This window comes from Methylobacterium guangdongense, from assembly GCF_038442355.1.
Lineage (GTDB): Bacteria > Pseudomonadota > Alphaproteobacteria > Rhizobiales > Beijerinckiaceae > Methylobacterium > Methylobacterium guangdongense.
Window position 1 is genome coordinate 379,318 of record NZ_JBBXMX010000002.1, and the last position, 23,433, is coordinate 402,750.

Genomic DNA, 23,433 nt, shown 5'->3' on the forward strand with positions numbered 1-23,433 from the left:
GGAACGCAATCTCCCGCGCGCCCGCCCGCGGCGCCCCCGCCCGGTCCGCCGGATCGTGGGGACGCTGCTGCTGCTCCCCGCCCTCGGTTTCGTCCTCGTGCTGGGTCTGGCGCTCGTCTATAGCGCGGTGATGCCGCCGTCGACCCTGATGCTCGGCCGGTGGTTGACGCTTCAACCGGTGAGCCGCGATCCGGTGCCGCTCTCCAGCATCGCGCCGGCCCTGCCGCTCGCAGTGATCGCCTCGGAAGATCAGCGCTTCTGCCTCGATCACGGGGTCGATTTCGGCGCCATCCGCGAGGTGGTCGAGGACGAGGATTCCCCGAGCCGCGGCGCCTCGACCCTCGCGATGCAGACGGTGAAGAACGTCTTCCTGTGGCCGGGCCGGTCCTACATCCGCAAGGCCGTCGAGATCCCGCTGGCGCTCGCCCTCGACACCCTCTGGGGCAAGCGGCGCATGATGGAGATCTACCTGAACGTGGCCGAGTGGGGCGACGGCATCTACGGCGCGCAGGCCGCCAGCCGGCACTGGTTCGGCAAGGACGCGAGCCGGCTGACCCGCAACGAGGCGGCCCTCTTGGCCGCCGTCCTGCCGAACCCGATCCTGCGCAGCGCCGGCCGCCCGTCCGCCGGCGTGCGCCGCCGCGCCGCACGGATTCAGGCCATGATGGGTCAGGTCGAGGGGCTGTCCGGCTGTCTGCGCCGGTAGCGGGCTTGCGCCCGCCTCTGTTAGACGGGGTTGTATCCGCCGGATGAGACCGAATTCTGATGAGCGACGCCGTCTTCGACCTGACCCTGGAGCGTATCGCCCTGATCCGCCGGATGGTTGTGGCCTGGGGCGGATCCGAGCCCGGCGCGCCCACCGTCCATCCGGATGCGCCCTACGGCAGCCTCGATCGGGACGGCGACATCGCCAACGTCACCGGCGACGATGAGGGCGCCGAGGAGGAGCATCGGTCCCTGGAGCAGGGGCTGGCGGTCTTCGCCCAGAACGCGCAGCTGAAGCCCGGTCGCTACCAGTACCACAACGGCCTGGCCAAGCTCGACCACGGCACGGTCGGCGATGTCTTCCGGGACGCGCAGACCGGCGAGACGCCCGAGCACATCACCTTCGCGGTGACGGCTGAGCACCTCGCGCTGATCCCGCATCTCGCCTACGGCTGGGATCCGGCCGCGAACGTCCCGCGGGTGGACCCGGTTCAGCCCTATGGCGGCGGGGGGGCCTATACCGCCGCCATGGCCCGACTGCTTGCGGCGGTGCCGGAGGCGGCCGCCAACGACGACGAGGACGCGGAGACACACCGGGCCCGGCTCCACCGCGAGATGCAGCCGGCCCTCCAGATCTTCCTGCGCTACGCCGATCTCGGCCCGGGCGACTTCCGGCGTTCGGAATCGTCCGGCGCCTGGGAGCCGGCCTGACGGCTCAGCCCTCGCGCTTCTTGCGCTGCGCCAGGGTCCGCAGCCGCAGCGCGTTGAGCTTGATGAAGCCCGCCGCGTCGCGGTGATCGTAGGCGACCGCGCCCTCCTCGAAGGTCACGAGGTCCTGATCGTAGAGGGAGTGCGGGCTCTCGCGGCCGATCACGTGGACGCCGCCCTTGTAGAGCTTCAGCCGCACCGTGCCGGTGACCTTCTCCTGGCTCTTGTCGATCAGCGCTTGGATCATCTCGCGCTCCGGCGAGAACCAGAAGCCGTTGTAGATCAGCTCCGCGTATTGCGGCATGAGCTGGTCCTTCAGGTGCGCGGCGCCCCGGTCCAGGGTGATCGACTCGATGGCGCGGTGGGCCGGGAGCAGGATCGTGCCGCCGGGCGTCTCGTACATGCCGCGGCTCTTCATGCCGACGAAGCGATTCTCCACGAGGTCGAGCCGGCCGATCCCGTTGTCGTGGCCGAGCTGGTTGAGCTTCGCCAGCAGGCTCGCAGGTGACAGCGTTTCGCCGTCGATCGAGACCGCGTCGCCCCGCTCGAAGCCGATCGTGATGATCGTCGGCTGGTCGGGCGCTTCCTCGGGAGAGAGGGTGCGCGAATAGACGTAATCCGGCACCTCGACCGCCGGATCCTCCAGCACCTTGCCCTCGGATGAGGCATGCAGGAGGTTGGCATCCACCGAGAACGGGCTCTCGCCGCGCTTGTCCTTGGCGATCGGGATCTGGTGCTGCTCGGCGAAGGCGATGAGCTGCTCGCGGGAACGCAGGTCCCACTCGCGCCAGGGGGCGATCACCGTGACATCCGGCTTCAGGGCATAGTAGCCGAGCTCGAACCGGACCTGATCGTTGCCCTTGCCGGTGGCGCCGTGGCAGACCGCGTCGGCCCCCACCTTCTCGGCGATCTCAATCTGCTTCTTGGCAATCAGCGGTCGGGCAATCGAGGTGCCGAGCAGGTAGACGCCCTCGTAGACGGCGTTCGCCCGGAACATCGGGAAGACGTAGTCGCGGACGAATTCCTCGCGCAGATCCTCGATGTAGATGTTCTCGGGCTTGATGCCGAGCAGCTCCGCCTTGCGCCGGGCCGGTTCCAGCTCCTCGCCCTGGCCGAGATCGGCCGTGAAGGTCACGACCTCGCAGCCGTAGGTGGTCTGCAGCCACTTCAGGATGATCGATGTGTCGAGCCCGCCGGAATAGGCCAGCACGACCTTCTTCACGGGGCTTTTCGCGGGGACGGACATGCGGCTTCCGGAACTGGGATGGGGCCTGTGCCGCTTATCGCGGGTGGGATTGGCCTGCAACCGGCGTGCCGTCTGGCGCGTAGCCTTTGCCGAAGGATCGGCCGCGTTTCGCCTCACGGCGGCCTTGCGGACATGCAAGAACAGGCGCGGGCATTGCCTGTGATCAGGCTCGAAAACGTGCATCGGAGAAGCGAAGTCTATGGCGCGCCAGCCGATTCTGGAGTTCTGGTACGAATTCGCTTCGACCTATTCGTACCTCGCGGCGATGCGCGTCGAGGCGGCCGCCGCGGAGGCCGATGTGGCGGTGCGGTGGCGGCCATTCCTGGTCGGGCCGCTCTTCGCCTCTCAGGGCTGGACCACGTCGCCGTTCAACCTCTACCCGGCCAAGGGCAAGAACATGTGGCGCGATGTCGAGCGCGAGGCCGCCCGCCTCGGCCTGCCGCCGCTGACCAAGCCCGCGCAGTTCCCGCAGAACAGCCTGAGCGCCGTGCGGGTCGCCATCCTGGGGCAGGATCAGGACTGGCTGGTGCCATTCTCCAAGGCCGTGTTCACCGCAAGCTTCGCCCAGGGCCGCTCGATCGCCGAGCCGGCGGCGGTCGCCGAGATCCTCGATTCGCTCGGCCTCGACGGGACGCAGACCGTGCGCGCCGCCGCCGCGGAGCCCAACAAGACCAAGCTGCGGGTCAGCGTCGAGGAGGCGCGCTCCCGCGGCATCTACGGCGCGCCGACCTTCCTGGCCGATGACGGTGAGCTGTTCTGGGGCAACGACCGGCTGGAGCAGGCCCTGGCCTGGGCGACCGGTGACCGGCCCAAGGGGCTTCGGTAAAAAGGGGCTCCGGTCAAAAGGGGCTTCGGTAAAAGGGGGGCTTCGGTAGGGACGCGTTCACGCCGCTCGGCCATCAATCCGACGCGAGCCCCTGGTTTCGCTCAGGCCTGCTCCGGCGAGGCCCGGGCGGACCCGCGATGACCCGGATAGACCCCATGCCCGTCTCCCGACGTGTTCTCCTCGCAGCCGCCGGCGCCGCCCTGGGTTCCGGCCTCGGTCGCGCGGCCGCGCAATCCTATGGCCAGCGCGTCGCCGTGAACGGAGACGACGGACGGGCGGTGGCCAACGCGATCCTGCCCGGCGAGATCACCGGACAGATCCCCGCCCTGCGCGGCGTCACCTATGCCGGTCCGCGGGAGGCCGGCACCACGCTCTATGAGTTCTTCGACTTCAACTGCCCGTTCTGCCGGAAGGCCGCGGCCGACGTGGTGGCCTTGCACGACAGCGACGGCGAATTGCGGATCGGTCTTGTCCACAACCCGATCCTGTCGCCGCAATCGGCCCAGGCCGCCAAGGTGATGCTGGCGGTCCAGCGCCGGCTCGGCGCGCAGGCGGCCTGGGGCTTCTATCAGACGCTGCTCGGCAAGCCCGGCCGCATCGACGGGCCGGGCGCACTGACGGCCGCCGCCGCCCTCGGGATCCCGCAGGCCGAGCTGGAGGAGATCGCCGACAGCGAGGAGGTCCGCGCTGCGCTCAAGAGCCAGATGCGCATGGCCGCCGACCTCGGTCTCTACGCCACGCCGTCCTACGTACTCGGAAACAGCGGGATCCTCGGGCATCCGGGCGCCCGTGCCCTGGCGAAGATGATCGCCAGCGTCCGCCGCTGCGACCGGCTGGCCTGCTGAGGCGCCCGCTGCGTCACACTTCTGCCGTCCTATCGCGCAGCGGCGGTCCCGTCCGTGTTGCGCGCGGCCATGCTGGCATGCTAGGCGGTCGCCGCGCCGAACGGACGGTTCTCGACCCTGTCCCCCATCGGCACGATCCCACGTCCCGAACGGTCACGCACCGCGCTCCTGCCGGAGCGCGCGGAGCGGGCGGGCAACCAGAGAAGAGAGCGACGGGTGGCGCAGAACGGTTCCGAGGCTGGTCCCCTGGTCGCAGGCGTGGCGGGCCGGTACGCTTCCGCCCTGTTCGAGCTCGCGCGCGACGAGCGCCAGGTCGACGCGGTCGCCGAATCCCTCAATCGATTCGACACGCTGCTGAAGGAGAGCGCGGATCTTCGCCGCCTCGTCCGCAGCCCGGTGTTCAGTGCCGAGGAGCAGGCCGCCGCCATCGGTGCCGTGCTCGACAAGGCCGGGATCGGCGGGCTCGCCGGCAACTTCATCCGGCTCGCCGCTTCGAACCGCCGGCTGTTCGCCCTGCCCGACATGATCGCCGCGTTCCGCGCCCTGGTGCAGGATTCGAAGGGCATCGTGCGCGCCGAGGTGCGGGTGGCCGAGAAGCCGTCCGACGCCGTGATCGAGGAGATCAAGGCGTCGCTGCGCGACATCGCCAGGGCCGAGGTCGACGTCGATCTCGTGGTCGATCCGAGCCTGATCGGCGGCCTCATCGTGAAGATGGGCTCGCGCATGGTCGACGCCTCCCTCAGGACCAAGCTCAACGGTATCCGCCTCGCGATGCGGGCCGCGCCGTAAGCGCCCCCATCCGATCCGAACACTTATAGACGCATCAGCGACAGAGGCCCGAGTATGGACATCCGCGCCGCCGAAATCTCCGCGATCCTGAAAGAGCAGATCAAGAACTTCGGCGAAGAGGCCGAGGTCTCCGAGGTCGGACAGGTCCTGTCCGTCGGCGACGGCATCGCCCGCGCCTACGGCCTCGACAATGTCCAGGCCGGTGAGATGGTCGAGTTCGAGTCGGGCGTGCGCGGCATGGCCCTGAACCTCGAGCAGGACAACGTCGGCATCGTGATCTTCGGCTCCGACCGCGAGATCAAGGAAGGCCAGACCGTCAAGCGCACCGGCGCCATCGTGGATGTCCCGGTCGGCAAGGGTCTGCTCGGCCGCGTGGTCGACGGCCTCGGCAACCCGATCGACGGCAAGGGCCCGATCCAGTCCACCGAGCGTCGCCGGGTCGACGTGAAGGCGCCGGGCATCATCCCGCGCAAGTCGGTGCACGAGCCGATGGCCACGGGCCTGAAGGCGATCGACGCCCTGATCCCGGTGGGCCGCGGCCAGCGCGAGCTGATCATCGGCGACCGCCAGACCGGCAAGACCGCCATCGCCCTCGACACGATCCTCAACCAGAAGCCGGGCCACGCTGCGGGCGGCGACGAGACGTCGAAGCTCTACTGCATCTACGTCGCGATCGGCCAGAAGCGCTCGACGGTCGCCCAGTTCGTGAAGGTGCTGGAGGACCAGGGTGCCCTGGAATACTCCATCGTCATCGCCGCTACGGCGTCCGATGCGGCCCCGATGCAGTTCATCGCGCCGTTCGCCGGCTGCGCCATGGGCGAGTACTTCCGCGACAACGGCATGCACGCCGTGATCGTGTACGACGATCTGTCCAAGCAGGCCGTGGCCTACCGCCAGATGTCGCTGCTGCTGCGCCGCCCGCCGGGCCGCGAGGCCTATCCGGGCGACGTGTTCTACCTCCACAGCCGCCTGCTGGAGCGCGCCGCCAAGATGGGCGACGCCGCCGGCAATGGCTCGCTGACCGCGCTCCCGGTCATCGAGACCCAGGCCAACGACGTCTCGGCCTACATTCCGACCAACGTGATCTCGATCACCGACGGCCAGATCTTCCTTGAGACCGACCTGTTCTACCAGGGCATCCGCCCGGCGGTGAACGTCGGCCTCTCGGTGTCGCGGGTGGGCTCCTCGGCCCAGACCAAGGCGATGAAGAAGGTCGCCGGCAAGATCAAGGGCGAGCTGGCGCAGTACCGCGAGATGGCGGCCTTCGCGCAGTTCGGCTCGGATCTCGACGCCTCGACCCAGCAGCTCCTGAACCGCGGCTCGCGGCTCACCGAGCTCCTGAAGCAGCCGCAATTCTCGCCGCTGAAGATGGAAGAGCAGGTCGCGGTGATCTACGCCGGCGTGAACGGCTACCTGGACAAGATGCCGGTCGCCAAGGTCCGGCCGTTCGAGGACGCGCTGCTCAGCACGCTCCGCTCGCGGCACAAGGATCTGCTCGACTCGATCGCCGCCTCCAAGGACCTGTCGGATGAGAACGCCGGCAAGCTGAAGAGCGTGGTCGAGAGCGTCGCCAAGTCGATCGCCTAAGGCACCTCCCCTCCCCGCTGATCTCGGGCCTGCTCGAGATCAGAACCGGGCTTGCCTACATCCGGCAAGCCCGATCTAGACGGGGAGGGGTTAGGGGTGGGGGTGGTGCAGGAGGCACCGTACCGCTCCATCCTGAACCACCCCCACCTCCGGCTCCTCCCCGCAAGGGGGGAGGAGAGGCCCTTTCAAATGGACCTGGACCTCACCCGATGGCGAGTTTGAAGGACCTGCGTAACCGCATCACCTCGGTGAAGGCGACGCAGAAGATCACCAAGGCCATGCAGATGGTCGCCGCCGCCAAGCTGCGCCGGGCGCAGATGGCCGCCGAGGCGGGCCGCCCCTATGCCGAGAAGATGTCGGCGGTGCTGGGCAACCTCGCCGGCAACCTCGTGGGCGGCGTCGGCGCGCCGAAGCTGCTGTCGGGCACGGGTTCCGAGCAGACGCACCTGCTGGTGGTCTGCACCGGCGACCGCGGCCTCGCGGGTGCCTTCAACTCCTCGATCGTCCGGCTTGCCGTGCGCGAATACGCGCAGAAGCTCATGGCCGAGGGCAAGACCGTCAAGATCATGACGGTGGGCAAGAAGGGCCTCGACGCGCTGCGGCGGCAGTATCGCGACCAGATCATCGAGAGCATGGATATCCGCGGCAACCGGCCGGTGGATTATCCGTTCGCCGCTGAAATCGCCGACAAGATCCTCACCCGCTTCGAGGCCGGCGAGTTCGACGTCGCAACCCTGTTCTATTCCGAGTTCCGCTCGGTCATCTCGCAGATCCCGACCGCGCAGCGCCTCATCCCGGCCGAGCTGCCGGCCGCCGACACCACCGCGAAGGCGACCGCCGGCAACGCCGCGCTGGAGTTCGAGCCCTCCGAGGAGGCGATCCTCGAGACGCTGCTGCCGAAGAACCTGACGGTGCAGATCTACCGGGCGCTCCTGGAGAACGCCGCCTCCGAGCAGGGCGCGCGCATGAGCGCCATGGACTCGGCGACTCGCAACGCGGGTGAGATGATCAAGAAGCAGACGCTGATCTACAACCGGACGCGTCAGGCCATGATCACTAAGGAACTCATCGAGATCATCTCGGGCGCGGAAGCCCTCTGAGGCGCCGCGACCTGAACGCACAGCTTGAAGGGTAGGTACACGATGGCGAACACCGCACTCCCCGGCGCCGGCTCCAACAAGACCGGCAAGATCACCCAGGTCATCGGCCCCGTGGTCGACGTGCAGTTCGAGGGCCACCTGCCCGAGATCCTGAACGCGCTTGAGACCAAGAACAACGGCGCCCGCCTCGTCCTCGAGGTTGCCCAGCAGCTCGGCGAGAACACCGTCCGCTGCATCGCCATGGACACGTCCGAGGGCCTGACCCGCGGCCAGGAGTGCACCGACACCGGTGAGCCGATCAAGGTTCCGGTGGGCATGAACACCCTCGGCCGCATCATGAACGTCATCGGCGAGCCGATCGACGAGGCCGGCCCGGTCCAGGCCACCACGTTCCGCGCCATCCACCAGCCGGCCCCCTCCTACGCCGAGCAGTCGACCGAGGCACAGATCCTCGTCACCGGCATCAAGGTGGTGGACCTGCTCGCCCCCTACGCGAAGGGCGGCAAGATCGGCCTGTTCGGCGGCGCCGGCGTCGGCAAGACCGTGCTGATCATGGAGCTGATCAACAATATCGCGAAGGTGCACTCGGGCTACTCGGTGTTCGCCGGCGTGGGTGAGCGCACCCGCGAGGGCAACGATCTCTATCACGAGATGATCGAGTCCAAGGTCAACATGAACCCGAAGGAGAACGGTGGTTCCGCCGAGGGTTCGAAGTGCGCCCTGGTTTACGGCCAGATGAACGAGTCGCCGGGCGCCCGTTCCCGCGTCGCGCTCACCGGCCTGACCATCGCCGAGCAGTTCCGCGATGACGGCCAGGACGTGCTGTTCTTCGTCGACAACATCTTCCGCTTCACCCAGGCGGGCTCCGAGGTGTCGGCGCTTCTGGGCCGCATCCCGTCGGCGGTGGGCTATCAGCCGACGCTCGCCACCGACATGGGCGCCCTGCAGGAGCGCATCACGACCACCAACAAGGGCTCGATCACCTCGGTGCAGGCCATCTACGTGCCGGCCGACGATCTGACCGACCCGGCGCCGGCCGCCTCGTTCGCCCACCTTGACGCCACGACCGTGCTGTCGCGCTCGATCGCCGAGAAGGGCATCTACCCGGCGGTGGACCCGCTGGACTCGACCTCGCGCATGCTGTCGCCGACCATCCTCGGTGAGGAGCACTACGACGTCGCCCGCCGCGTCCAGCAGACCCTGCAACGCTACAAGGCGCTCCAGGACATCATCGCGATCCTGGGCATGGATGAGCTGTCCGAGGAGGACAAGCTGACCGTCGCCCGCGCCCGCAAGATCGAGCGCTTCTTCTCGCAGCCCTTCTCGGTGGCCGAGGTGTTCACCGGCTCGCCGGGCAAGCAGGTCGCGCTGGAAGACACCATCAAGGGCTTCAAGGGCCTGGTGAACGGCGACTACGACGACCTCCCGGAGGCGGCCTTCTATATGGTCGGCACCATCGAGGAGGCTCAGGAAAAGGCCAAGAAGCTGAAGGCGGCCTAAGGCTGCGCCCTCCCCTCCCCCTCGCGGGGAGGGGTCGGGGGTGAGGCGGTTCAGGATCGAGCGCCCCGGTGCCGCCTGCACCACCCCCACCTCCACCTCCTCCCCGCAAGGGGGAGGAGAGCCTGTTGCGAATCCGGGATCGTCCTGAGATGGCCACCTTCCACTTCGATTTCGTCGGCCCCGAGCGGACGCTGTATTCCGGCGAGGTGACCGCCGTTCAGCTGCCCGGCACCGAGGGCGAGATGACCGTGATGCCGGGCCATGCGCCCGTGCTGACCTCCCTGCGGGTCGGCGTCATCGTGGTCACCGAGGCCCAGGGCAGCGGCAAGCGGATCTATGTCCGCGGCGGCTTCGCCGATATCGGGCCGACCGCCGTCACTGTGCTGGCTGAGCGCGCCGCTCCGATCGAGGAACTGACACAGGAATCGCTCGACCGGGATATCGAGGCTGTCGAGATGCAGCGCGACGCCACCGAGGATCTCCAGAAGCGCGAGGAGCTGAACGGCCAGATCGTCCAGCTTCAGGAGACCAAGGCGCTGCTGAAGCTCTGAGAGCGTCTCTAACGGGAGCGAACGAGCTTCCGCACCGCCTCGACGGATCAAGTCAAGGTTTCAAAAGGTCGAGACCTTACGCGGGTTCAGGGCGGAGTCCTGGATGACAGCTCAGGGCTCCGCCCTGAGGACCCGCCAAAGGGCGTGGCTCTTTGGAAACCTGGAATTGGCTGTTCACGCATGGGCGCGGGCGTGATCCAGCGCATGCTCCAGCAAGGTCGTCCGTTCTTCCGCATCGGACGGACAGCCGCGCTCCAGCCATAGGCGACGCGCCGCCGCCAGAGCGCGTCCGATGGCCGGACCCGGCGGGATCCCCGCGGCGACCAGATCGGCCCCGGCCAGCGGGAAAGACGGCGGCCCGCCCGCCCCGCCTAACGCAAGCAACGCCTGTTGCGTCTCGTCCGTGAGGCGCGGCCGCGGTTCGCCCGCCAGGATCGCCAGCGTTTCGATCAGCAATGTGAGGCCGTGCTCGGCTGCAAGGGAACGGGTCGAAGGCGCATCGATCGTTTCCCGACCGTGCAGGGCTGCCAGCGCGTCGGCATAGGCGGTGAGTTGGCCGTGCTCCTGGTTCGAGAGTCGGAGCCGGTCGCGGAGCCGGTCCGCGTCGTGTCGCGCGCCGACCGCCAGAGCGGCCAACCGCATCACGGACGTCAGCTTCGCGCTGGCTGCACGCTCCAGCCGTCCGAGTTCGCCGACGCCGCCGGTGATTCGCGCCAGCAGGCCGGTTCCGCTGAGGATCGTGACCATCTCTGGGCCACCGGAGGCCGCCAGCAGCTTCAGGAACTCGTCGCGGATGCGCTCCCTAGAGAGCCGGCCCAGGCTGTCCCGGGCGGCCACACAGGCGGCGAGCGCCGCAGCGTCAGGCGGCCCGCCGCCGAAGCGCGCGTGGAAGCGGAAGAAGCGCAGGATCCGCAGCGCGTCCTCCCGGATCCGGGTCGCCGGGTCGCCGATGAAGCACACCCGCCTGTTTCTGAGATCCGCCAATCCTCCGGTCGTGTCGTGCAGCTGCCCGTCGCGGCCGAGCGACAGGGCGTTGACCGTGAAGTCGCGGCGCTCGGCATCCTGGGCGAAATCGCTGCCGAACCGCACCACCGCGTGGCGGCCATCGGTCTCGACATCCTCACGCAGCGTCGTGACCTCGATCGGCCCGTCCCCGGTGATCAGGGTGACCGTGCCGTGCTCGATGCCGGTCGGCACCGCCTTGAGACCCGCCGCGCGGGCCCGCGCCAGGACGGCCTCCGGCAACAGCGTGGTGGCGAGGTCGATGTCGGCGGCGGCGATGCCGAGGAGGGCATCGCGGACGCAGCCGCCGATCAGCCGGGTCTCGGCGCCCGGCTCGTCCAGGGCCGCGAAGGCCCGGCGCACGCCCGGGCGGTCGAGCAACGCCGTCAGGCCGCCCTGGTCAAGATCTCGCGTCACCGGAAGCCGCCCGGGACCAGATGCCCGTTCTCCATATGGGTCGGCACGTAACCGCCGGCGCGGCGCTCGGAGAACAGGCCTTCGTAGACGAGGGTTGCGATCACGATGGCCAATCCGGCGAGCACGAGGCGGAAGAGATGGGCATCCCAATGGACCCGGCGCAGCGGGTTTCGTCCCGCCAGCACGAGGTAGACCACGAACAGCGCGAAGGGGATGAGGAAGAGGCCGAACTCTTCGAGGACGCGACGCAGCATGGCGGTTCGCCCTACCCGGCCGAGCGGCGGATCCGGTCCGGTTCGGAATCCGGATAGAGCCGCTCGCGGAGATTGTTGAGGATTCCGGCCGTGACGCCCCAGATCAGCCGCTCGCCGAAGGTCAGGGCGTAGAAGTAGCGGGTGCGCCCCTGCCAGGCACGCGACCGCAGGCGGTAGCGCTCCCGGTCCATCAGCACCGGCAGCGGCACCTCGAACAGGTCGGCCACCTCCGCGGGATTCGGCTGGAGCGTCGCCTCCGGCGCGACGAGGCCGATTACCGGCGTGACCAGGAAGCCGGTCCCCGACAGGTAGGGATCGAGATAGCCGACGAGGCGTACCGACGCCGGGGCGAGACCGATCTCCTCCTCGGCCTCACGCAGCGCCGCGGCGGCGGGGCTTGGATCGGACGGGTCGATCTTGCCCCCCGGCAGCGCGACCTGGCCGGAATGGTCGCGCAGGTTCGCCGCCCGCTGCGTCAGGATCAGGCTCGGCCCCTCCGGTCGGAACACCACCGGCACCAGCACGGCGGCGCGTCGGTGCGGCGGCGGCGGGATCACCGCCGAACCGTCCGGATCGAGGCTGTGGTCGCCGCGCGGGTTGGAGGTCGGATCATCCGGCCCCGGCGGGTGCGGCGACAGGCCCGCGGCGGCGCGGGCGAGGAAATCGGCGCTGGCGTCGCTCACGCGGCGGCGGCCGGCGCGATCGGATGGAACAGGCCGCCGGCCCAGAGCCCGAGCCAGGGCTCGCCGTCGAGGGTGCCCTCATCGGCGAGATCCACGAGGTCGTAGGTGAGCGCCCGGGAGACCAGCGCCCAGAGACCCCGCCGGACATGGAGATAGGGCTTCAGCGCACCGTCTTCCGCTTCCTCGAAGCGCAGGGTGTGGTCGGCATCGACGGGGACGAGATCGTCGACGTTGGTCCGGAAGCTGATGCGCCTCTCCTGTCCGGACCCGTCCACCGCCATCTCGACCGCTGCGAAGGGCGCGTCCTCGACCGTGATGCCGACGCATTCCACCGGTGTGACCAGCACGATGCGCCCGTCCGGCTCGCGCCGCAGGATGCTGGAGAACAGCCGGACCAGCTTCGGTCGGCGGATCGGCGTGCCGTTGTGATACCACGTCCCGTCCGCGGCGATGCGCATGTCGATGGCGCCGCAATAGGGCGGATTCCAGCGCTCGACCGGCGGCGGCCCTCGCGTGGGCAGGTCCCCGAGGGCGGCGCTGAGCCGGTTCAGGGTCGGGTCGGCTGGATCCTCGCTCATGCCCGCTACAGATAGCGTTCTCTCGGCCCGACAACCATGGTGCTCGCCGATCAACGGATGCGCGGTTCGAGCGCGGATCCAGGATCTCAGGCCGGTCCGGCGCCTTGGGTGTTCACCGTCACGGCGTAGAGCGACTGGCTGGCCGCCATGAACAGGCGGTTCCGCTTCGGGCCGCCGAAGGTGAGGTTGCCGCAGACCTCCGGCAGGCGGATGCGCCCGATCAGCTTGCCCGCTGGATTCCAAACCGTGACGCCGTTGTAGCCGACAGCCCGGCCCGCATTGCTCGACGCCCAGACATTGCCGTCGACATCGGTCCGCAAGCCGTCCGGCCCGCACTTGATGCCGTCGATCACGCAGTCCGCGAACAGGCGCCGATTCGAAAGCATGCCGCCCTCCGCGACATCGAAGGTGTAGATCTCGCCCTTGCCGCCGGGGCCGGTATCGCCGGGGCCCTTGCCGGTCGAACAGACGTAGAGGATGCGATGGTCGGGGGAGAAGCAGAGGCCGTTCGGATCCGGCACCTGCTCGTCGGTGAGGATCCGGTCGATCCGGTCCGTGGGGTCGATCCGGTAGACCGCGTTGGGCAGCACCCGCCGTGACGTCACGATTCCGGCCGGCTGCCCGAAGCGCGGGTTGAGATGGCCCTTCGGATTCGAGGGGCCGCCCGCCTCGTCCGGCAGGCCCTCGTAGAGCTGGCCGCCATAGGGCGGGTCGGTGAACCAGTACGAGCCGTCGATGTGCTGGACCACGTCGTTGGGGGAGTTGAGCGGCTTGCCCTCGAATCGATCGGCCAGCACCGTCGCGGAGCCGTCGAGCTCGTAGCGGACGACGCGCCGCGTGGCGTGCTCGCAGGAGAGCTGGCGCCCCTGCCAGTCGAAGCTGTTGCCGTTCGAATTGTTGCTGGGTGCGCGGAACGTGGAGACGTGCCCGTCCTCCTCCAGCCAGCGCAACTGGCGGTTGTTCGGAATGTCGCTCCAGATCAGGAACCGGCCGACCGCGTTCCAGGCCGGGCCCTCGGCCCAGAGCGCCCCGGTCCAGAGGCGGCGGATCGCGCTGTTGGGCACGATGGAGGCCTCGAAGGCCGGATCGACCGCGAGCACGTCGGGATCGGTGAAGTAGGTGGTAGGGGCGGCGTTGGGGCGGAAGTCGCGCGGCGGGTTCGTCACTGTGCTGGGCGGCCCGGGCTCGGCGGCGGCGAGGCCGGCCGAGCCGAGCGCGAGTCCCAACCCGGCGAGCATCACGCGGCGCGACGGCGTGGCGCGCCCGCGTTGCTCCGTGGCCGCGAACGGATCCCTGGCTTCCTTCCGCATGCGATCCCCCCGGTTCGCAGTTTCGGACGTGTCCGATGATAAGATATAAATCCTGCCGACGTCAAACCGGCCGGCGCCGCAGGATCTTCCACACCCCGTCCGCCGAAGCCAGCAACCGGCTTCCCGCGCGCACGTCGCCGCGCATGAACACGAGCGAGCCGGTCCGCTTCACCACCTGCGGGCAAAAGCCGATCCAGTCGCCCAGGCGGCCGACCGCCATGAACTTCATCTCGAGCTGGATCGTCACGCAATTGGCGCCGTCGGCTGCCCGCATCGCCGCCTCGCCGAGGGCGCGGTCGGCGAAGCTCATCAGCATGCCGCCATGGACCACGCCGATCAGGTTGGCGTGCTTCTGCTCGGCGCGGAACGCGTAGGCACCGTCGGAGGCGCGCCGGTGCAGCGGGCCGACATGCCCGATGAAGCCCGCGTCCTCGACCAACGCCCAGCCCGCGTCGTTCGGATCGAAGGGATCGGTCTCGTTGGTCATCGCGGTCTCCGTTTCTCTGGCGGCTCTGGGAAACCGGCGGGCACCGTCAGGTTCCCCGCGGCTTGGCCCGACGCGTCGGCGCCTCGGCGAGGGGATCCTCCGGCCAGGGGTGGCGGGGATAGCGCCCGCGCATCTCGGCGCGGACCGCCGCCCAGGACCCACGCCAGAAACCCGGGAGGTCGCGGGTGATCTGGATCGGCCGCTGGGCCGGGGACAAGAGGTGCAGCACCAGCGGCCGGCCGCCGGCCCGGGGATGGCGGTCGAGGCCGAACAGCTCCTGCACCCGCACCGACAGGGCGGGTTCATCGGCGGCGTAATCCACCGGGATGCGCGAGCCGGTGGGGACCTCCACATGGGTCGGCGCCTCCGCGTCCAGCCGGGCGCGCAGGTCCCAGGGCAGAAGGCCCTGCAGGGCGCCGGCGAGGTCGTCGGCGGTAACCGAAGCGAGCGACGTGCGCCCGACGAGGGATGGGGCGAGCCACGCCTCCACGGCCTCGGCCAGCGCCGCATCCGAGAGATCGGGCCAGGCATCGCCCTCCGCTTCGTGCAGGAAGCGCACCCGGGCGCGCCATTGCGACAGGCCGGGGGTCCAGGGCAGCCGGTCGAGCCCGAGGTCCGCGATGCCCCGCGCAAGGATCGCCGCGCTCTCCTGGTCGGCCGGGATCGGCAGCGGCCGGGCGCCGAGATTGACCGCGCCGAGCCGCCGGACCGCGCGGGCCCGCAGGGCAGCGGCCTGGGAATCGAACGTGATCTCGGTTCGCGCTTCGATCCTGTCGGCGAACAACGCCTCGATGGTTGCGCCCTCGATGGCCGCCGCGGCCAGGATGCGGGCGTTGCCGGCCGATCCCGCGAGGTCGGCCACCACCAGATGGGTTTCCCGCGCCAGCGGACTCGCCGGGTCGAGGCGACCGGCGCGACCGCTCGCCATCACGAACTCGCCGTCGCGGCCCCGCGCCCGTGCCACGCGGTCGGGATAGGCGAGCGCCAGGAGCCGGCCGGCCGGCGCAGGTCCCGCATCCGGGCCGCCGCCCGAGATCCGCGCCCACCCCTCGGCGAGGCGGCGCATATCCGCGGCGCGCCCGCCCCGATCGCGACGAAACCGCTCGACCCGCGCATCGAGGTCGACGTCGTCGCCGCCGAGGCCGCGTTCCACCAGCACGGCGGCGAGATCGGCAGCGGCCCGGGCCTGGCCGGACTTGGCTGCGACCGTCACCATCCGCGCGAGGCGCGGCGGCAGAGGCAGGGCGCGCAGGCGCGAACCCGTCTCCGTCAGCCGCCCGTCCGAATCGAGGGCGCCCAATTCGGCCAGCAGGCTACGGGCCTCCGCCAGCGCGGGAGGCGGCGGCGGGTCCAGGAAAGCGAGCTTGTGGGGATCGGCGACGCCCCAGGCGGCGCAATCGAGGAGCAGGCCCGCCAGATCCGCCGACAGGATCTCGGGCCGCGAGAACGGTTCGAGGGCGTTGGTGGCGGCCTCCGACCAAAGCCGCCAGCAGACGCCCGGCTCGGTGCGGCCGGCACGGCCCCGCCGCTGATCCACCGAGGCCCGGGAGGCGCGCGCCGTCACGAGCCGGGTCAGGCCGAGACCGGGCTCATAGACCGGCACCCGGGCGAGGCCGGAATCGACCACGATCCGGACCCCCTCGATGGTCAGCGAGGTCTCGGCGATGCTGGTGGCCAGCACCACCTTGCGGGTCCCGGGCGCCGGCGGGGTGACGGCCCGATCCTGCTCGGCCGGCGGGAGGGCGCCGTAGAGCGGCGCCAGCATCACGCCGGCATCGAGGCGCTCGGCCAGCAGATCGGCGGTCCGGCGGATCTCGGCCTGCCCGGGCAGGAACACCAGCACCGAGCCCGGATCCGCCCGCAGGGCGCGGAGCGTCACGTCGGCCACCGCCTCCTCGATCCGCCGGTTCGGATCGCGCTCGACGTGACGGGTCTCCACCGGGAAGGCGCGGCCCTCGGAGGCGACCACGGGCGCATCGTTCATCAGCCGCGCGACCCGGGCGCCGTCGAGCGTCGCCGACATGACGAGGAGGCGCAGATCCTCGCGCAGGCCGCCCTGCGCGTCGAGGGCCAGGGCGAGGCCGAGATCGGCGTCGAGGGAGCGCTCGTGGAACTCGTCGAACAGCACCGCGCCGATGCCGGTCAGTTCCGGATCGTCGAGGATCATCCGCGTAAACACGCCCTCGGTCACCACCTCGATCCGGGTTCGGGCCGTGATCTTCGAGCCGAGCCGCACGCGCAAACCGACCGTGCCGCCGACCGGCTCGCCGAGAGTCTGCGCCATCCGCGCGGCCGCGGCCCGGGCGGCGAGCCGGCGGGGTTCGAGCAAGACGATCTTCCGCCCGCCGAGCCACGGCGCGTTCAGGAGATCGAGCGGCACGCGCGTGGTCTTGCCGGCCCCCGGCGGCGCGACCAGCACGGCGGCGTTCCGTCCGGCGAGGGCGGCGCGCAGGTCGGGGAGCGCCGCCTCGATCGGCAGTGCGGTCTGGGGATCGGGCATCGCTGCCGCTGATGGCGCGGAGCGCCGCCGCGCGCAACCGCGCTGTTGGCCGGTGACGCCGGGGCGTGTTCGATACCGATCCGGTCGCCGGACGCTGGCCTCCGCGCCGGTGAAGCGCGAAGCTGAAGCGTATCAAAAATAATCGGGAGTGAAACGATGCGCTTTCGCCGGACCATCCTGGCCCTGGCCGCCCTGCCCTACGCACTCGCCGCGGCGCACGCGCAGGACCGGCTGCCGACGATCCCGCCGCAGGATTACACGCCCGAGCAGAAGCAGGCGGCCGAAGCCTTCGCGCAGGTCCGGGGCAAGCCGCCCTTCGGACCGTTCGAGCCGCTGATGTATTCGCCCGACGTCATGACCCTCGCGCGCTCCATGGGCGATTACCTGCGCTTCAAACCCAAGATCGGCACCACCCTGTCGGAGTTGGTGATCCTGATGACCGCGCGGCGCTGGACCCAGGATTACGAATGGTACGTCCATGCCCCGATCGCCGAGAAGGCAGGGATCTCGGCCGACATCATCGCGGCGATCCGCGACGGGCGCCGCCCGGCCCGGATGAGCGACGACGAGACCATCGTGTACGACTTCACCTCCGAGTTGCAGGACACCAAGCGCGTCTCGGACGCCACCTTCGCGCGGGCCGAGGCCCGCTTCGGCAAGCCGGCGATCGTCGATCTGGCGGCGATCTCAGGCTACTACACGCTGCTCGCGATGGAGCTGAACGCGGCCCGTTATCCGATTCCCAAGGACGGACAGCCCCTGCCCCGCCTGCCGGAGTGAGCCGGCTTATCCACAGCGCCCGGGGAGGCAAAACGCCGTTGTCCACAGGCTAGGGCGGCCTCCGGTGCGGCTGGCGCGGCCGCGTTGACGAAGCGTTAACCTTTATGGCTTGTTCTCTTTCCGTTCCCAGCGCGAGGAGGAGAACACCATGCGGATTGCAGCCGATGCTGTGCGCGACGATCACGCCTGTCCGGTCGAGGCGATCAGCAGCGCCTACCTCGGCTTTGCGGGCGGGGATGCCGGGATCGCGCTGCGCTGCGCGATCGCCGACGCGCTGTCCGACCTGATGGAGGCCGAGCGGCGCACCCGCGAGCGCAGCCGGCTGATCTCCCGGGGCTACGTCCGCGGGGCGCCCGAGTCCGGGCCCGGTCCTGCAAGCTGAACAATGGCTGCCAACGCAGTTCAGCCCCGATGCAGCGCGGAGGTGACAGGATCCGTCTCATGATCCGGGGCGGTTCGGGCCGCCCGCTTCATGGGAGACAGGTCATGACACGCTTCGCCTTGCTTTCGGCCGCCGCGCTGATCGGCGCGGGCACCCTGGCCTCTTCGGCCGCGGAGGCGCGCGGCGGCGGCGCCCTCGCGGCCGGGATCATCGGCGGCCTCGCGGCCGGCGCCCTGATCGGCGCCGCCACTCAGGCCCAGGCGGCGCCCGCCTACGGGTATGAGGGTGGCTATGGCGGCTATGGCTATGCGCCGAGGCCCGTCGTGGTGCGGCCGGCGCCGGCCTATCGCGTCTACGAGGAGGATGGGCCGGTCTACGCCACCCGCCGCACCGTTACCTATGAGCGGGTGCCGGTCGGCTACGACCGTCACTGGCATCATGACTGGGACGGTGGATACCGCGGCTACGGCCATCGCGCCTATGACGGCTGGTGAACCGGTCGGGGATCGACCGGACGGCGCCTGAGGGGGCGCGCCGCTCGCCCGGCGACAGGCAGCGCGTGCTGAGGCGGGCGCGGAGCGGTTCCCGATTGCACCGCGGTCGGAAGCCGCTCTAAAGCGCTCTCAACCGAAGCGAACGCGGAGCCGAATGCGCCGGGCGTGAACCGTTGGTTCAACGCCCGCGCCGCGAGACGATTCGATGCTGGTCCACGAAGGCATAACGCGCACCCCCGAAGCCGACCGGAAGCTCGGCCTGTCCTTGGCGGCGGTTGCCGGCGCGCTGAATACCGCGGGGTTCTACGCGGTCGGCCTCTACGCCTCGAACATGACCGGGAACGTCTCGGCGATCTCCGACCGGACCGGCACGGGTGACTTCGCGCTGGCGGCGGAAGCTTTGTTGCTGGTCCTGCTGTTCGTGCTGGGCTCCGCGACCTCGACGCTGCTGATCCGCTACCGCCGCCGCAAGTCGGTCCGGGGCTCCCACGCCTACAGCGTCTGCGCGGAGGCGTTGTGCCTCGTCGTGCTCGGGCTCGTGGCCCTGCCCCTCGCTGAGCCGCTCCGGGGACACGCCCTCGTGCTGGGCCTGAGCTTCACGATGGGCCTCCAGAACGCCGCGGTGACCAAGATCTCCGAGGCGCGGGTGCGCACCACCCACGTCACCGGCATGGTCACCGATATCGGCATCGAGCTGGCGCGATGGCTCGACCGCGGCGCGCCCGACCGGGTGCCGCTCAAGGCCCACGATCCGGTGCGGCTGCAGCTGCATCTGCTGACGGTCGGGTCGTTCCTCGCGGGCGGGCTGGTGGGCGTGATCGCCTACCGCGCCGTCGGCGTCGCCCTGCTGTTCGCGGCGGCCGCGATCCTGGCCGCCCTGGCGCTGCCGGCGCTCAGGCGTTGATGTCGAGGAGCTGGCCGGTCATCCGGTCGGCGGTCCGCGCCACGGCGGCGTTCAGCGCGAAGGCGGATTTGGCCCCGAGCAGCTCGACGGCGGCGCCCGACAGGTCCACCTGCGCGGCAGGCTCCAGGGTGGTGCCGGAGACGGGCGCTCCGGCGGACGCGATAGTCTGGGCGGCGGCACCGAGGCGGTCGGTGGCGCGGGCCATGCCGGTGAAGGCGGTCTGAAGGGCGTCGATCATGCGGAACCTCCGGCCGATGATTGTGCCGGGGTCATCCTGCAGGCGGGTTGAGATGATCGCTCAAATGCAACGGACCGGCATCTGCGCGGACGATCCCTCGCGCGACGATGCTGGTGCGGACGGCGGGACTCGAACCCGCACGGCCTTGCGGCCGCAAGATTTTAAGTCTCGTGCGTCTACCGGTTCCGCCACGTCCGCATCGCGCCCTCGGTAGCCGGGGGCGCCCCCGCGATCAAGCCGGCGGCGTCCACCCGTAGAGCCAGGCGTAGCGGTCGCGCATGCCGTCCGGGCCGAGGCGGGCCATTACGGCGTTGCGCGCGAACGCCACGAGGCCCCGGGCGTGGTAGGTGCGGCCGTTGGCGCGGGCCGCCTTCTGGACCCGCCGGACCCGGGCCGACCGCTGCGCTGCGTAGGCGGCGAGCGCCGCCGGCACGCCCGGATGGGTCGCCAGCGCGTGCGTCAGCACCGCGGCATCCTCGATGGCGAGCGCCGACCCCTGCGCGAGATAGGGCAGGATGGGATGCGCCGCGTCACCGACCAGCGCGACCCGTCCGCGGGCGAGCGGGCGCGCCGCCGCCCGGTCGGCGAGCGACCAGACCAGCCAGGAATCCGGCACGGCCAGGAGGTCGCGCAGCGGCTCGGCGCAGGGGCGGAAGAATTTCCGCAGGACCGCGGGCTCGCCGAGCCGGCCCCAGCCCTCGTCGCCCACCGCCTCGGGCACGATCGCCACGACGTTGAGATACTGCGCGTCCCGCACCGGGTAATGCACCACGTGCCGGTTCCGGCCGAGCCACAGGCCCGTGGCCGGCCCGCGCAAAGCCTCCGGCGCCGCGTCGATCGGCACGAGGGCCCGCCACGCCGCCGCATGGCCCGGCCGCAGCGGTGCCCGATCGAGCCGCCCGCGCAGGCGCGAGCGGATCCCGTCGGCCCCGATCAGGAGATCGAAGGCCAGATCCTGCGTGCCGCTCGCCCCCTCGGCGACGAGCTGCACCGCAGCCTCGGTCTCGGTGAAGTCCGTGACCGCGCGGCCCATCATCAGGCGGATCGCCGGGCGGCCCCGCAGGGCGTCGAGCAGCAGGGTCTGCAGGTCGGCCCGGTGGATCACGTAATAGGGCGCCCCGAACTGCGTCTGCGCGTCGGCCCCGAGGGCGACGCCGCCGAGGCGGCGGCCGCTGTCGAGGGCGCGCACCGTGACGCCGGGGGGCTCGCTCGCGGCCCGGTGCAGGGCCGCCGAGAGGCCGAGGGCGGTGAGCACCCGGCTGGCGTTGGGCGAGATCTGGATCCCCGCCCCGACCTCGCTGAAGCCGGTGCGGCGCTCGATCACCGTCACGGCATGGCCGGCATCGGACAGCGCCAGGGCCGCCGTCAGGCCGCCGATCCCGGCCCCGACGATTCCGATCCGCAGGGCTCGATTCTCGGAGGACACGGCCGTCGCGCCTACTCCGCGGCGAGCTTGGCGTCGTCCTGCCAGACGCAGGCCTGCGGATCCGCCTGATCCGGCTTCAGCCCGGCGCGGTAGCGGTAGAGCGTCGAGCAGTACTGGCAGATGATCTCGGTGTCCGCGCCCATGTCGAGGAAGACGTGCGGATGGTCGAACGGCGGCAGCGCGCCGATGCACATGAACTCCTTCACGCCCACGGCGACCACCGGCACGCCCGGCTCGTTGTGGAAGTGGGGTACCGCCTTGCCTGCCATCCGGCCCTCGCCTGACCCGCAACCGACCGCGCGGCGAATCTGCCCGCGCGCCCCCGGGCGCCTCGCGGCCGCTTATGCCGCCAGCCCCGCGGCCGGCGCAAGCCTCGCCCCCGTCCGTGTGGGACGCCGCTTGGCCTGCCGCGCCGCGCACCGTACATAAGGCGCACGCCCGATTGATGACGCCGCGAAAAGTCACGCCATGCAGCAGGAACAGGTTACCGCGCAGGGGACGCGCCGCGCCCCCGAGCCTCCGATCCACGGCCCGGAGGGCTTCGAAGGCATGCGCCGCGCGGGGCGCCTCACGGCCGAGGCCCTCGATCTGCTCATGGAGGCGACGCAGCCCGGCGTCACCACCGAGGCCCTCGACAAGCTCGCCTACGAATTCGCCATGGATCATGGCGCCTACCCGGCCTCGCTGCTCTATCGCGGCTATCCGAAGTCGATCTGCACCTCGATCAACCACGTGGTCTGCCACGGCATCCCGAACGACAAGCCCCTGCGCGAGGGCGACATCGTCAACCTCGACATCTGCCTGATCCTCGACGGCTGGCACGGCGATTCGAGCCGGATGGCCTATGTCGGCGAGGTGCCCCGCAAGGCGCAGCGCCTCTGCGAGATCACCTACGAGGCGTTGATGCGCGGCGTCGCGGCGGTGAAGCCCGGTGGCTCCACCAACGATATCGGCCGGGCGATCCAGGCCTATGCGGAGAGCGAGCGCTGCTCGGTGGTGCGGGATTTCTGCGGCCACGGCCTAGGGCGCACCTATCACGATGCGCCGACGATCCTGCACTACGTCGAGGCGAGCTACGACGTGCCGTTCAAGCCCGGCCAGTTCTTCACGGTCGAGCCGATGATCAATCTCGGACGTCCGTCCGTGAAGGTGCTGGGCGACGGCTGGACCGCCGTCACCCGCGACCGGTCGCTCTCCGCGCAGTTCGAGCACACGGTGGCGGTCACCGAGACGGGCGTGGAGATCTTCACGATCTCGCCGAAGGGGCTGCACCAGCCCATCAACCCCGCCGCCTGATCGCTGATGCCGCCGCTGCCGGAGGACGCCGAGGCGGGGCTGTTCGCCGACAGCGCCGAGGCCGCGTCGCTCAGCAAGGACGCGCCGCACTATCACGGCCACCGCGACCGGCTGCGCGAGAAGTTCGCGGCGGCGGGGGGCGATGCGCTGCCGGATTACGAACTGCTCGAGCTGGTCCTGTTCCGGGCGATCCCCCGCCGGGACGTGAAGCCGCTCGCCAAGGCGCTGGTCGCCCGGTTCGGCAGCTTCGCCGAGGTGTTGAGCGCCGAGCCCGCGCGGCTGATGGAGGTGCCGGGCGTCAGCGCCGGCGTGGCCTCCGATCTGAAGGTGATCGAGGCCGCCGGGCGGCGCCTCGCCCGGGGGGCGATCCGCGCGCGCGAGCTCCTCAGCTCGTGGGGGGCGCTCCACGAGTATCTGCGCGCCACCATGGCGTTCGCGCCGCGGGAGGAATTCCGCATCCTGTTCCTCGACAAGCGCAATCAGCTCATCGCCGATGAGGTCCAGGGCCGCGGGACGGTCGATCACACGCCGGTCTATCCCCGCGAGGTCGCCCGGCGGGCCCTGGAACTCTCGGCCACCGCCATCATCCTGGCCCACAACCACCCGTCCGGCGATCCGGCCCCCTCCTCGGCCGACGTGGCGATGACGCGTGAGGTCATCGCCGTTCTGACGCCCCTCAAGATCGTCGTGCACGATCATGTCATCCTGGGGCGAAACGGACATGCCAGCCTGAAAGGCCTGAAGCTGATCTGATCCTTCGACCGCCTTGAGCGTTATCGCGCAGGCCTATAGCCCTGTCGGCATGGCGCGCCTCTTGCCTCAGAA

Annotated in this window: 26 protein-coding genes and 1 tRNA gene; 15 read left to right on the forward strand and 12 right to left on the reverse strand. The window is 70.3% G+C overall.

Going from position 1 to position 23,433, the window contains the following annotated elements:
- Positions 1-55 precede the first annotated feature (55 nt).
- Both mtgA and AAHG09_RS05630 read left to right on the forward strand, forming a co-directional pair.
- The gene (gene mtgA, locus AAHG09_RS05625) at positions 56-706 is read left to right on the forward strand and encodes a monofunctional biosynthetic peptidoglycan transglycosylase (protein WP_342106219.1); all 651 of its coding nucleotides are present in this window, start codon (positions 56-58) and stop codon (positions 704-706) included.
- Between the two features lie 59 nt (positions 707-765).
- Positions 766-1,416 carry a hypothetical protein gene (locus AAHG09_RS05630; RefSeq protein WP_342105926.1) on the forward strand — a complete coding sequence of 217 codons (651 nt, stop codon included), beginning with the start codon at positions 766-768 and terminating at the stop codon, positions 1,414-1,416.
- 4 nt (positions 1,417-1,420) lie between these two features.
- Here AAHG09_RS05630 and AAHG09_RS05635 read toward each other — a convergent pair whose 3' ends face one another.
- A complete protein-coding gene (locus AAHG09_RS05635) occupies positions 1,421-2,659 on the reverse strand; it encodes an argininosuccinate synthase (protein WP_342105928.1) in 1,239 nt (412 codons plus the stop codon).
- A 199-nt stretch (positions 2,660-2,858) separates the two neighbouring features.
- Between AAHG09_RS05635 and AAHG09_RS05640 the strand changes: the two genes are divergently transcribed.
- From AAHG09_RS05640 to AAHG09_RS05670, 7 genes are all read left to right on the forward strand, one after another.
- Entirely contained in the window at positions 2,859-3,485 is a 627-nt protein-coding gene (locus AAHG09_RS05640) for a 2-hydroxychromene-2-carboxylate isomerase (protein ID WP_342105929.1), read from the forward strand.
- Between the two features lie 155 nt (positions 3,486-3,640).
- A complete protein-coding gene (locus AAHG09_RS05645; protein WP_342105930.1) occupies positions 3,641-4,330 on the forward strand; it encodes a DsbA family protein in 690 nt (229 codons plus the stop codon).
- Positions 4,331-4,546: 216 nt separating this feature from the next.
- On the forward strand, positions 4,547-5,119 hold the full coding sequence (locus AAHG09_RS05650; protein ID WP_342105933.1) for a F0F1 ATP synthase subunit delta: 573 nt from the start codon (positions 4,547-4,549) through the stop codon (positions 5,117-5,119).
- 54 nt (positions 5,120-5,173) lie between these two features.
- The gene (gene atpA / locus AAHG09_RS05655; protein WP_342105935.1) at positions 5,174-6,706 is read left to right on the forward strand and encodes a F0F1 ATP synthase subunit alpha; all 1,533 of its coding nucleotides are present in this window, start codon (positions 5,174-5,176) and stop codon (positions 6,704-6,706) included.
- Positions 6,707-6,915: 209 nt separating this feature from the next.
- Positions 6,916-7,806: a F0F1 ATP synthase subunit gamma gene (locus AAHG09_RS05660; protein WP_342105936.1), complete on the forward strand. Its 891-nt coding sequence runs from the start codon at positions 6,916-6,918 to the stop codon at positions 7,804-7,806.
- A 42-nt stretch (positions 7,807-7,848) separates the two neighbouring features.
- Positions 7,849-9,306 carry a F0F1 ATP synthase subunit beta gene (gene atpD, locus AAHG09_RS05665; protein WP_342105937.1) on the forward strand — a complete coding sequence of 486 codons (1,458 nt, stop codon included), beginning with the start codon at positions 7,849-7,851 and terminating at the stop codon, positions 9,304-9,306.
- 149 nt (positions 9,307-9,455) lie between these two features.
- Positions 9,456-9,857: a F0F1 ATP synthase subunit epsilon gene (locus tag AAHG09_RS05670; RefSeq protein ID WP_342105939.1), complete on the forward strand. Its 402-nt coding sequence runs from the start codon at positions 9,456-9,458 to the stop codon at positions 9,855-9,857.
- A 174-nt stretch (positions 9,858-10,031) separates the two neighbouring features.
- Here the strand turns inward: AAHG09_RS05670 and AAHG09_RS05675 are convergent, their stop codons facing one another.
- The 7 genes from AAHG09_RS05675 to hrpB form a co-directional block, all read right to left on the reverse strand.
- The gene (locus AAHG09_RS05675) at positions 10,032-11,276 is read right to left on the reverse strand and encodes a CCA tRNA nucleotidyltransferase (RefSeq protein ID WP_342105941.1); all 1,245 of its coding nucleotides are present in this window, start codon (positions 11,274-11,276) and stop codon (positions 10,032-10,034) included.
- A complete protein-coding gene (locus AAHG09_RS05680) occupies positions 11,273-11,530 on the reverse strand; it encodes a DUF6111 family protein (RefSeq protein WP_342105943.1) in 258 nt (85 codons plus the stop codon). Before AAHG09_RS05680 ends, AAHG09_RS05675 begins: the two co-directional genes overlap by 4 nt.
- A gap of 11 nt (positions 11,531-11,541) precedes the next feature.
- Positions 11,542-12,213 (reverse strand): CoA pyrophosphatase, encoded by a 672-nt coding sequence (locus AAHG09_RS05685; protein ID WP_342105944.1) that lies wholly within the window; start codon positions 12,211-12,213, stop codon positions 11,542-11,544.
- Positions 12,210-12,791 carry a DUF1285 domain-containing protein gene (locus AAHG09_RS05690; protein WP_342105945.1) on the reverse strand — a complete coding sequence of 194 codons (582 nt, stop codon included), beginning with the start codon at positions 12,789-12,791 and terminating at the stop codon, positions 12,210-12,212. The genes AAHG09_RS05685 and AAHG09_RS05690 overlap by 4 nt, the downstream gene beginning before the upstream one ends.
- A gap of 86 nt (positions 12,792-12,877) precedes the next feature.
- Complete coding sequence (locus AAHG09_RS05695) at positions 12,878-14,101, reverse strand: SMP-30/gluconolactonase/LRE family protein (RefSeq protein WP_412759991.1); 1,224 nt, start codon at positions 14,099-14,101, stop codon at positions 12,878-12,880.
- Positions 14,102-14,162: 61 nt separating this feature from the next.
- Complete coding sequence (locus AAHG09_RS05700) at positions 14,163-14,588, reverse strand: PaaI family thioesterase (protein WP_342105947.1); 426 nt, start codon at positions 14,586-14,588, stop codon at positions 14,163-14,165.
- Between the two features lie 46 nt (positions 14,589-14,634).
- On the reverse strand, positions 14,635-17,088 hold the full coding sequence (hrpB, locus tag AAHG09_RS05705; protein WP_342105948.1) for an ATP-dependent helicase HrpB: 2,454 nt from the start codon (positions 17,086-17,088) through the stop codon (positions 14,635-14,637).
- A 156-nt stretch (positions 17,089-17,244) separates the two neighbouring features.
- Here hrpB and AAHG09_RS05710 point away from each other — a divergent pair, with 156 nt between their 5' ends.
- The 4 genes from AAHG09_RS05710 (at position 17,245) to AAHG09_RS05725 (ending at position 19,648) form a co-directional block, all read left to right on the forward strand.
- Positions 17,245-17,868 (forward strand): carboxymuconolactone decarboxylase family protein, encoded by a 624-nt coding sequence (locus AAHG09_RS05710; RefSeq protein WP_342105949.1) that lies wholly within the window; start codon positions 17,245-17,247, stop codon positions 17,866-17,868.
- A gap of 148 nt (positions 17,869-18,016) precedes the next feature.
- Positions 18,017-18,250 carry a hypothetical protein gene (locus AAHG09_RS05715; protein WP_342105950.1) on the forward strand — a complete coding sequence of 78 codons (234 nt, stop codon included), beginning with the start codon at positions 18,017-18,019 and terminating at the stop codon, positions 18,248-18,250.
- Positions 18,251-18,354: 104 nt separating this feature from the next.
- Positions 18,355-18,744: a hypothetical protein gene (locus tag AAHG09_RS05720; RefSeq protein ID WP_342105951.1), complete on the forward strand. Its 390-nt coding sequence runs from the start codon at positions 18,355-18,357 to the stop codon at positions 18,742-18,744.
- 205 nt (positions 18,745-18,949) lie between these two features.
- Complete coding sequence (locus tag AAHG09_RS05725; protein ID WP_342105952.1) at positions 18,950-19,648, forward strand: YoaK family protein; 699 nt, start codon at positions 18,950-18,952, stop codon at positions 19,646-19,648.
- Here AAHG09_RS05725 and AAHG09_RS05730 read toward each other — a convergent pair.
- The 4 genes from AAHG09_RS05730 to AAHG09_RS05745 all read right to left on the reverse strand — a co-directional run bounded on the left by AAHG09_RS05730 (position 19,638) and on the right by AAHG09_RS05745 (position 21,581).
- Positions 19,638-19,886 (reverse strand): flagellar basal body rod C-terminal domain-containing protein, encoded by a 249-nt coding sequence (locus tag AAHG09_RS05730; protein WP_342105953.1) that lies wholly within the window; start codon positions 19,884-19,886, stop codon positions 19,638-19,640. The genes AAHG09_RS05725 and AAHG09_RS05730 overlap by 11 nt on opposite strands.
- Before the next feature lie 111 nt (positions 19,887-19,997).
- Positions 19,998-20,084 (reverse strand) — tRNA-Leu (locus AAHG09_RS05735).
- Between the two features lie 34 nt (positions 20,085-20,118).
- A complete protein-coding gene (locus AAHG09_RS05740; protein ID WP_342105954.1) occupies positions 20,119-21,312 on the reverse strand; it encodes an FAD-dependent monooxygenase in 1,194 nt (397 codons plus the stop codon).
- Positions 21,313-21,323: 11 nt separating this feature from the next.
- Positions 21,324-21,581: a zinc-finger domain-containing protein gene (locus tag AAHG09_RS05745; protein ID WP_160535051.1), complete on the reverse strand. Its 258-nt coding sequence runs from the start codon at positions 21,579-21,581 to the stop codon at positions 21,324-21,326.
- A gap of 199 nt (positions 21,582-21,780) precedes the next feature.
- Here AAHG09_RS05745 and map point away from each other — a divergent pair, with 199 nt between their 5' ends.
- Positions 21,781-22,608 (forward strand): type I methionyl aminopeptidase, encoded by an 828-nt coding sequence (gene map, locus AAHG09_RS05750; RefSeq protein WP_342105956.1) that lies wholly within the window; start codon positions 21,781-21,783, stop codon positions 22,606-22,608.
- 6 nt (positions 22,609-22,614) lie between these two features.
- The gene (gene radC / locus AAHG09_RS05755) at positions 22,615-23,361 is read left to right on the forward strand and encodes a RadC family protein (RefSeq protein WP_342105957.1); all 747 of its coding nucleotides are present in this window, start codon (positions 22,615-22,617) and stop codon (positions 23,359-23,361) included.
- Positions 23,362-23,433: the final 72 nt, after the last annotated feature.

Bases quoted from the DNA above. Each gene is read 5' to 3' on its own strand.
- AAHG09_RS05640 (WP_342105929.1), top strand. From the start codon at position 2,859: ATGGCGCGCCAGCCGATTCTGGAGTTCTGGTACGAATTCGCTTCGACC.
- AAHG09_RS05680 (WP_342105943.1), bottom strand. From the start codon at position 11,530: ATGCTGCGTCGCGTCCTCGAAGAGTTCGGCCTCTTCCTCATCCCCTTC.
- AAHG09_RS05660 (WP_342105936.1), top strand. From the start codon at position 6,916: ATGGCGAGTTTGAAGGACCTGCGTAACCGCATCACCTCGGTGAAGGCG.
- atpD (WP_342105937.1), top strand. From the start codon at position 7,849: ATGGCGAACACCGCACTCCCCGGCGCCGGCTCCAACAAGACCGGCAAG.
- AAHG09_RS05645 (WP_342105930.1), top strand. From the start codon at position 3,641: ATGCCCGTCTCCCGACGTGTTCTCCTCGCAGCCGCCGGCGCCGCCCTG.
- AAHG09_RS05715 (WP_342105950.1), top strand. From the start codon at position 18,017: ATGCGGATTGCAGCCGATGCTGTGCGCGACGATCACGCCTGTCCGGTC.
- AAHG09_RS05725 (WP_342105952.1), top strand. From the start codon at position 18,950: ATGCTGGTCCACGAAGGCATAACGCGCACCCCCGAAGCCGACCGGAAG.
- AAHG09_RS05630 (WP_342105926.1), top strand. From the start codon at position 766: ATGAGCGACGCCGTCTTCGACCTGACCCTGGAGCGTATCGCCCTGATC.
- map (WP_342105956.1), top strand. From the start codon at position 21,781: ATGCAGCAGGAACAGGTTACCGCGCAGGGGACGCGCCGCGCCCCCGAG.
- atpA (WP_342105935.1), top strand. From the start codon at position 5,174: ATGGACATCCGCGCCGCCGAAATCTCCGCGATCCTGAAAGAGCAGATC.
- AAHG09_RS05710 (WP_342105949.1), top strand. From the start codon at position 17,245: ATGCGCTTTCGCCGGACCATCCTGGCCCTGGCCGCCCTGCCCTACGCA.
- AAHG09_RS05745 (WP_160535051.1), bottom strand. From the start codon at position 21,581: ATGGCAGGCAAGGCGGTACCCCACTTCCACAACGAGCCGGGCGTGCCG.
- AAHG09_RS05730 (WP_342105953.1), bottom strand. From the start codon at position 19,886: ATGATCGACGCCCTTCAGACCGCCTTCACCGGCATGGCCCGCGCCACC.
- hrpB (WP_342105948.1), bottom strand. From the start codon at position 17,088: ATGCCCGATCCCCAGACCGCACTGCCGATCGAGGCGGCGCTCCCCGAC.
- AAHG09_RS05635 (WP_342105928.1), bottom strand. From the start codon at position 2,659: ATGTCCGTCCCCGCGAAAAGCCCCGTGAAGAAGGTCGTGCTGGCCTAT.
- AAHG09_RS05695 (WP_412759991.1), bottom strand. From the start codon at position 14,101: ATGCGGAAGGAAGCCAGGGATCCGTTCGCGGCCACGGAGCAACGCGGG.
- AAHG09_RS05670 (WP_342105939.1), top strand. From the start codon at position 9,456: ATGGCCACCTTCCACTTCGATTTCGTCGGCCCCGAGCGGACGCTGTAT.
- AAHG09_RS05720 (WP_342105951.1), top strand. From the start codon at position 18,355: ATGACACGCTTCGCCTTGCTTTCGGCCGCCGCGCTGATCGGCGCGGGC.
- AAHG09_RS05690 (WP_342105945.1), bottom strand. From the start codon at position 12,791: ATGAGCGAGGATCCAGCCGACCCGACCCTGAACCGGCTCAGCGCCGCC.
- AAHG09_RS05700 (WP_342105947.1), bottom strand. From the start codon at position 14,588: ATGACCAACGAGACCGATCCCTTCGATCCGAACGACGCGGGCTGGGCG.
- radC (WP_342105957.1), top strand. From the start codon at position 22,615: ATGCCGCCGCTGCCGGAGGACGCCGAGGCGGGGCTGTTCGCCGACAGC.